The 7,877-nt window shown below is 70.4% G+C and carries 3 protein-coding genes; all 3 read right to left on the reverse strand.

Features of this window, described 5'->3' with window-relative positions; all coding sequences use genetic code 11:
• Nucleotides 1-42: 42 nt before the first annotated feature.
• The 3 genes from G3I71_RS06685 to G3I71_RS06695 all read right to left on the reverse strand — a co-directional run bounded on the left by G3I71_RS06685 (nt 43) and on the right by G3I71_RS06695 (nt 7,447).
• Nucleotides 43-3,396, reverse strand: coding sequence for a discoidin domain-containing protein (locus G3I71_RS06685; RefSeq protein WP_239148956.1), 3,354 nt, complete (start codon nt 3,394-3,396; stop codon nt 43-45).
• A 94-nt stretch (nt 3,397-3,490) separates the two neighbouring features.
• Nucleotides 3,491-6,292 (reverse strand): family 78 glycoside hydrolase catalytic domain, encoded by a 2,802-nt coding sequence (locus tag G3I71_RS06690; RefSeq protein ID WP_164312973.1) that lies wholly within the window; start codon nt 6,290-6,292, stop codon nt 3,491-3,493.
• A gap of 114 nt (nt 6,293-6,406) precedes the next feature.
• Nucleotides 6,407-7,447, reverse strand: coding sequence for a LacI family DNA-binding transcriptional regulator (locus tag G3I71_RS06695; RefSeq protein WP_164312974.1), 1,041 nt, complete (start codon nt 7,445-7,447; stop codon nt 6,407-6,409).
• Nucleotides 7,448-7,877 lie beyond the last annotated feature (430 nt).

A 7,877-nucleotide genomic window follows, 5' to 3' on the forward strand; every position in this document is an offset into this window, starting at 1 on the left:
GCCCCGTTGTCCAGGCGATACGCCTGCCGTCTCCTCCCTCTCCTACTTGATGCCGATCTCCGCCAACTGGAGGCGGCGAAGCGTGCTCTCGTCGGAGGCCGGTGCGCCCAACCTGGTGGCCTGCAGGCGCACATAGCGGCCGGTGACAGCGGTGAGGGCGTAGGTCTGCGCGGTGCCGTTGGGGTTGGCCTGGCCGGTAACCGTGCGGACGGTGGTGTAGGACGTGGCGCCCTCCGCCCGGGTTCGCAGAGTGAAGTCGACGGGGAAGCCCGCCGTACCGCCGCCGACCGCTCCTGTGTCGGTACGGGGGTGGAGGGTGACGGAGCCGATAGCCCGGTCGGCACCCAGATCGACCTCGATCCAGACGGGTGTGTCACTGACGTCGGCGGAGGAGAAGTCGATGCTGGTGAACCCCTTGGCACCGGCGACACCGACCGTGGTGCCGTCGAGCACCCGGGTCTTGCCCCAGTCGCCGTTCTCCAGCGTGCAGTTGCCGGTCACCGAGGTCGCCGCAGTGGGGACGGTGAGTTCGGCCAGCTGCAACCTGTACTTGGAGGTCTCGTCCGCGGCAGGGGTGCCGAGCCTGGTGGCCTGCAGACGCACATGGCGGGCGTTGGTGGTCCTGAAACCGTAGGTCTGCACAAGTCCGTTGGGGTTGGGCTCGGCGGTGACGGCACGGACGGTCGTGTAGGTGCCGGCGCCGTCCGCGCGGGTCTGGAGAGTGAAGTCCACCGGGAAGCCCGCCGTACCGCCGCCGACGGCGGGGGTGTCGGTGCGGGGGAAGAGGCGGACGGCGTCGATGTCGGTGTCGGCCCCGAGGTCGATCTCCACCCACACGGGGTTCACGCCGACGTCGGCGGAGGTGAACTCGTTGCTGGTGTAGCCCCTGGCACCGGTCACGCTGGTGAGCTTGCCGTCGGCGAGCCGGTTCCTGCCCCAACTGCCGTTCTCCAGGCTGTTGTTACTGGAGACGGGCCTACCCAGGGCGAGGTTGTCGAGGCGACCGGAGCCGGTGACGGTGAACGTCCAGGTGCCCGGCTGGAGGGTGAAGTAGACGTACGAGGAGTCCTTGCCCGCGTAAGTGAGGCCGTTGACGCCGCCGGTGGCGGAGCCGCCGGTGAACACGGTGGTGCCACCCGCCTTGATGACGGGCTGGGAGCCGCCATAGGTGGGCACGCCGACGCGGGCCGTCGTGCCGTTCGGCGAGGTGAGGTTCAGCGTCACCTGGGTGCCCTCGCGGGTGAAGCCGAAGCGGATGCCGCCCTTGACGGTGGGCGTCACGGCGTTGATCTTCGTGAGGGTGCCGGTCTGCGGGACGACGTCGTACGTCGTCCAGCCGGGCCGGGTGGGACGTACACCGGCAGCGTAGGCGGACAGCGCGTACAACGGGCCGCCGTTCCAGGCATGGTTGTCGGTGCCCTCGGCCTTGGTCCACAGCTCCCACAGCGTGTAGGAGGCGGGGTCGGTGACCTGGGCGGCGAAGCGGTTGCGCATCCGCTCCTCGGCGACGCCGGGCGCGCCCATCAGGTACAGCGCCTCCAGGACGTAGAACTCCATGTACGGGCTGGCGTTGAGGTGGGTTCGCAACACCTCGACGATTCCCCGGTGGCGGGAGGCGGGGGCCAGGCCCGCGACCACGGCGAGGGAGTTGGCACGGTCGTCCGTGTCGCCGTTGTAGCCGGGTGAGCGGTACTCGTTCCTCGACGCGTTCCACAGCACGCGGTCGAAGTTGGCTTTGACGCTGTCGCGTTGGGCGTTCCAGGCGGCCGTGTCGGCGCTGTTGCCACTGAGGTCGGCGAGCTTGGCGGCGGTGTCCAGGGCCAGGTAGTACCAGGAGTTGTCGAGGACGCGGGCGTCGATGTTGCTGCCCCAGTCCTCCCAGTCCCAGTCGCCGGCACGGTGCTTGACCAGGCCGTCGCTGTCCAGGGCCCACAGGTTCAGGTACTTCTTCACCGCCGGGTAGGCCCCGGTGACCGCGACGGCGTCACCGGTGTAGAGGTAGTAGGTCCAGAACGACCACACCGAGGCGAGCATCTGGACGGGCAGTTCGGCCGTCCAGATGGTCGACGGCACCGGGGAGTAGAGCGCGCCGCTGTCCTTCTGCCAGGCCGCGAGCTGGGAGATGGCTTTCGCGCCGAGCGCGTGCGAGCGGGTGTCGAAGGTGTAGAAGCCCTCCTTGAGCTGGTTGACCACATCGCCCCACCACTGGGCGCGCTCCCGGGTGGGGCAGTCCATGTAGTTGTCCCGCATGTTGACGTACATCGTGCGGGCGGCCTTGCCCCACAGGGTGTCGAAGAAGGCGTCGCTGCTGCTGAACGAACCGGCGAAGTCGGTGTCGTAGCCGGACTCGCGGTACTTCAGCTCCAGGACGGTGACACCGGCCGGGACGGTGTAGCGCACCGCGGTGCCGCTCATCCAGGCCAGCGACTCGAACTCCTGCACCCCGCCGGTGCAGACGTAGGTGGAGCGCACGTTGTAGGCGGTGCCGGGTTCGATCCCCGTCAGGTTGGCGCCGTCGTCGTAGTGGTCGGTCTGGATGCCGATCAGCGCACCGGCCGGGGCGTCCACCCTGAGATACGGCGTGACCTGGAGGTTGGACGGCAGGGTGGCGGAGATGGCGGTGCTGCCCTGTCCGGTGGACGGCAACGACGCGGCGTTGGCGTAGGACTTGAGGCCGGAGTAGCGGAACAGCGGGACGGGCCGCTCGACGAGGTCGTTCCAGGGCGCGGCACCGGCGGCGCCGAAGTCGGTGGGCGCCGTCCAGCCGCTGTCGTCGAAGCCGGGCGACTGCCAGCCCGCCATGGCGGTGGCGTTGCGGGCGTCGTAGTAGATGTTCGACTCGGGCAGCCGGAAGTTGGCCTGGGTACCGCCGGTCTGGTTCGAGTAGCCGGCGTGGACGGTGTGCTTCCAGGCGGTGTCGCTGACGATCCGGGTGGTCGTCGAGCCGGTCGTGACGTCCGACTGGAACAGCAGCCCGCCCTTGCCGCTGCTGTTGTGCGAGAACCCCTGCTTGCCGAAGTGCCACACCAGGAGCGCGACGGTGTTGCTGCCGCTGATCAGGTACGGGGCGAGGTCGAGCACGTCGTGATAGGTGCCGGTGCGGTTGGGGCCGCGCTTGAGCTGGCCCTCGAAGACCACCAGGGTCCCGTTCACCCACAACCAGTACTTGGAGTCGGCGGCGATCCGCGTCACAGCGCTGCCCGGCACGGCTGCCAAGGTGAACGACCTGCGGAAGGCCACCCATTGGTTCGTGGTGCTGGACGGCGCCCAGATCCACTTGGCGGTCCAGGGATCCGCGGCGGCTGCCGTCGGTGCGAGCGCGGGCAGCACGAGGGAGCTCAGCACGGGGGCGAGCGCCACGGCTGTGGCGGTACGGAGGACAGACCTGCGGGTCATCTGTCGCATCGGGGGGGGTCCGTTTCATGAGGGCGGGGCGAGTGCGGGTGCGGGTTCGAAGCGGTACGGGCAGAGCAGGGGGCTCACCCGGAGGTCAGCCCTGTACGCCGCCCAGCAGCGCCTCCAGATCGGCGGCGGCTCCGGCGCCGACGTCCTCGAAGAGGACCTTGTTGGCCAGCGTGGGCAACTCACGCGCCGGCACGTCCAGATACGGTTCCAGTCGCCGGGCCAGCCGGGCGGGGTCCGTACCGAGGCCGTGCCGGACCAGGACACCGACCGTGCGCTCCCACAGACCGGGGTCGTCCATCAGGTCCCGTACGGTCGCCACCGCGGTCGGGGCCGACGGGCAGGGATCCTCGGTCGTCCAGAAGTGTCTGCCGTGCGTCGCGGTCAGGACCGGCCAGCCCTCGCCGGGCAGGTGGACGGTGGCCCGTGTCCCCACGGGGACGGTCACCTCCAGATGGAAGCGCCCGTTGTCGCGCCGCCAGCTCACCGACGCCTCCCCGTACGGAGTGATGTGCCGGGCGGCGGCATGGGTGAGTGCCCGGTCCGGCAGCGGACGTACGGTGAACTCCCGGTAGCCGGGGGCCGCTGGGGCGAGGCCCGCCACCGTACGGTGCATCCAGTCGGCGACCGCTCCGAGCGCGTAGTGGTTGAAGGACGTCATCTGGCCGGGGTTGACGGTGCCGTCGGGCAGCATGCTGTCCCAGCGTTCCCAGACGGTGGTGGCCCCCATCGTCACCGGGTACAGCCAGGAGGGGCAGCCCTTCTCCAGCAGCAGCCGGTGGGCGAGGTCGGAGCGGCCGACGGAGGTGAGGGCGTCGGTCATCAGCGGGGTGCCGACGAATCCGGTGGCGATCCGGAAGCCGCTCGTGCGGACCAGGTCGGCGAGCCTGCGTCCGGCGGTCTCGCGCTGCCCGGGAAGGGACAGCAGCTCCCACTGGAGTGCCATGGCGTACGCGGTCGGTGAGTCGCCCACGATCCGGCCGGCCGGCGTGACGAACGCGCGGGCGAACGACTCCCGCGTCCGGGCGGCGAGCGCGCGGTACTCCCCCGCCTCCTCCGCACGGCCCAGTATCGCGGCGGTACGGGCGACGACGTCCGCGCAGCGGACCAGGCACGCGGTGGCGACGACGTCCGCGGGCGTACGGGCGGCGAACGGGTCGTCGGGCGGTGCGGCCGGGTCGAGCCAGTCACCGAACTGGAACCCGCCCGCCCACACGCCGTCGGTGGTCAGCGAGGCCGTCTTGTCGACCCAGGCGCGCGCACTGGCCAACTGCCGCCGCAGGACGTCGAGGTCGCCGTACCGCTCGTGCAACACCCAGGGCACCACGGCGGCGGCGTCGCCCCAGGCCGCCGCGGTCGGCGTCTCGATGTCCAGGACGTCGGGGACCACCCAGGGCACCGCGCCGTCGGCGTGCTGGTCGGCGGCGAGGTCGGCGAGCCAGGAGGAGAGGAAACCGGCGGAGTCGAAGAGGAAGGCGGCGGTGGGCGAGAAGACCTGGGTGTCTCCGGTCCAGCCGAGGCGTTCGTCGCGCTGCGGGCAGTCGGTCGGTACGTCGAGGAAGTTGCCGCGTGTGCCACGGACGACGTTCTCGTGGAACTGTTCGAGATCCGGGTCGGAACAGGAGAACCAGCCGGTGCGGCGCAGGTCGGTCCCCACGACCAAGGCGTGCAGGTCCTCTGCCGTCAGGTCCGGCACACCGCTGATCTCGGCGTAGCGGAACCCGTGGAAGGTGAGCGAGGGTTCGAGGACGGTCTCCTGGGCTTCCGCCAGGAGGTAGGCGTCGGTGGCGTCGGCCGTGCGCAGGGGCCTGGTGCACAGTTCCTCGTCCTCCAGGATCTCGGCGTGCCGGACGGTGACCTCCCGGCCGTCCGTGGCACCGCGCACCCGCAGCCGGACCCAGCCGACGACGTTCTGCCCGAAGTCGGCGAGCGTACGGCCGGACGGCGACTGCCAGACCTTCAGCGCGGGCAGCACCTCGGTGACCCGTACGGGCGGGCCCTCCGGAGCGACGAGTCGCGCCAGGTCCGCTTCCTCGTCGGGCAGCACCTCCACCGGGCCGGTCGCTTCGGCGGGCGCGACCCGCAGATCGGTGCGCTGTCCCTTGTAGAGGTCGTCGGCGACGACTCCGGTGTCCCGGGCCCGCCACTCCTCGTCGGTGCCGAACGTCTCCACGGAACCGTCGGCGTACCGGACTTCCAGCTGGGCGAGCAGGGCGAGCCGGTCGCCGTACAGGGCGCGGGCGCCCCACCAGCCGAGATGGCCCCGGTACCAGCCGTTGCCGAGCAGGACGGAGAGAGTGTTCTCGCCCTCCGCCAGCAGCGCGGTGACGTCATGGGTCTGGTAGCGCAGCCGGTGGCGGTAGCTCGTCCAGCCGGGGGCGAGGACCTCGTCGCCGATCCGGCTGCCGTTGAGAGAGGCGGTGTAGACGCCGTGCGCGGTGGCGTACAGCCGCGCGCTCACCATTCCGGGGCGCAGGACGACCGTCCGGACAAGCTCGGGGGCGGGCGCGTCCAGGGCGCCGTGGTCGCGGGGAGTGATGAACCGGGCGCTCCAGTCGTGCGCACGCAGCAGTCCCGTCTCCACGGTGGCGGGCGCGCTCCACTCGGTCCGGGCTCCCCCGGAGGCCACCCGTATCCGGACGGTCGCCCGGGTGCGGGAAGGCAGGGGCTCGAAGGGCCAGGGCACCAGGATCTGCTCGTCCGACTCGATCCGTACGACGGTGACGCCGTCCAGCTCCACCTCGTACGCCGTCTGCCGCCACCGGGGGTCGTCCGTGCGCACCTGCCAGGAGAGGCGTGGTGCGGAGGTCCCCACACCGAACGGATCGTCCCGGTGTTCGAAGCGGATCGCTACAACGGTGGTGCTGGGCTCCGGATGCTCCAGGATCATTTCCGTCCCCTCCCTCAAGTGTGGAACGTTCCACGTTTGAAACGACTCAACCATGAGCCGAGGAGGACGGGGCGTCAAGAGGGAACGGGAAAGATATCCGTGCGTTCGCTCTGCTCAGAGGCGCGCGGGCGCGGTGCTGCCGCGCACCACGAGGTGCGGTGTCGAGGCCATGACGACGGCGCGGTCACGCCGGTTCTCGATCCGCTCCAGCAGGAGCCTGGCCGCCGTCTCGCCCATCATGGCGCCCGCCTGGTCCACGCTGGTCAGGTTCACCGGAGCGAGGGCGGCCACGGAGGTGTTGTTGTATCCGGCGAGCGAGAGGTCGTCCGGGATACGCAGGCCGAGTTCGACGGCGGCCCGGAAGACGCCGGTCGCGGCGACGTCGGCGCCGGCGAAGATCGCGGTGGGCGGGCGCGTGGAGGTGAGCAGTTCCATGGCGCCGCGGTAGCCGCCCTCGTCGGAGTACCCCGAGTTCACGACCCGGGCCAGGTCGGCCAGACCATGCCGGGCCATCGCCTCGCCGTAGGCGGCCCTGACATGGTGTTCCGGCCGCTGCTGCCACTGGGTGCCGCGCACCGTCGGGTGCGACAGGTGGGCGATGTCCCGGTGCCCCAGCCCGACCAGGTGGTCCACCACGAGATCGACGCCCAGCGCGTCCTGGTTGACCACGCAGTCGTACGCCGGTGAGGGGTCGTGGTGGCCGAGTACCACCGTCGGCACGTCGGCGGCGACGCGCACCACCTCCGCACGGGGAACAGCCGGGGCGATCAGGATCAGGCCGTCCATCTGCCGGTCCACCATGGCGTGGATAAGCTTCGTCTGGTCGTCCATCTCGGCGGAGCCGCTGGAGCCGATGAACACCGCGTACTCGCTGTCCCGCAGCAGCGCGTCGACCCCCTCCAGGAGGTCGGCGTAGAAGGCGTTGCGGATGCTCGCGAGCAGAATGCCGATCGTGTACGTACGACCCCGCATACCGCGGGCGGCGGCATGCGGGCGATAGTCCAGCTCGGCCATCGCGGCCCGCACCCGCTCACGCATCGCGGGGCTCACCCCGTAGGCGTTGGTCAGCACCTTCGACACGGCGGAGGTCGACACGCCCGCGCTGCGCGCGACGTCGGCGATGGTCGCTCTCTTCGCGCCGCCCGTTGATCCCATGGGGGTCCCCACCTCCGTTGTCACGTGCCGCTCCGCCCCACGTCGGCGTTTCCGGAACGTTACTCGCAGATGGCTTGACGGCTCCGGGTGGTTCGCTTCAATCTGTGGGACATTCCCTTTGTGGCACGTTACACGAAAGGCCTGACGCGACAGGCCCAGCCGACAGCCACATCGCAGCACACCGCGCCCGGGGCCCGATGGACGGCCGCGACGGAATACCGGCCGATCCGACAGCGAGGCGCACCGCTCCCCGCCACCTGTCTGACCACATTCACACTGAAACGATTCACCGACGCTCGAACGAAGGAACATCCCAATGCTGAAGTCAAGCTGCTGCCGTGACGGGAAGTGACCCGTGGTAGCACTGTCCGTCACGCAGCATTGCCCAGAGGACGTTCACCCGTCGGCGGGCGAGGGCGATCAGGGCCTG

Source organism: Streptomyces sp. SID12501 (assembly GCF_010550245.1).
In the GTDB taxonomy this organism is placed as follows: Bacteria; Actinomycetota; Actinomycetes; order Streptomycetales; family Streptomycetaceae; genus Streptomyces.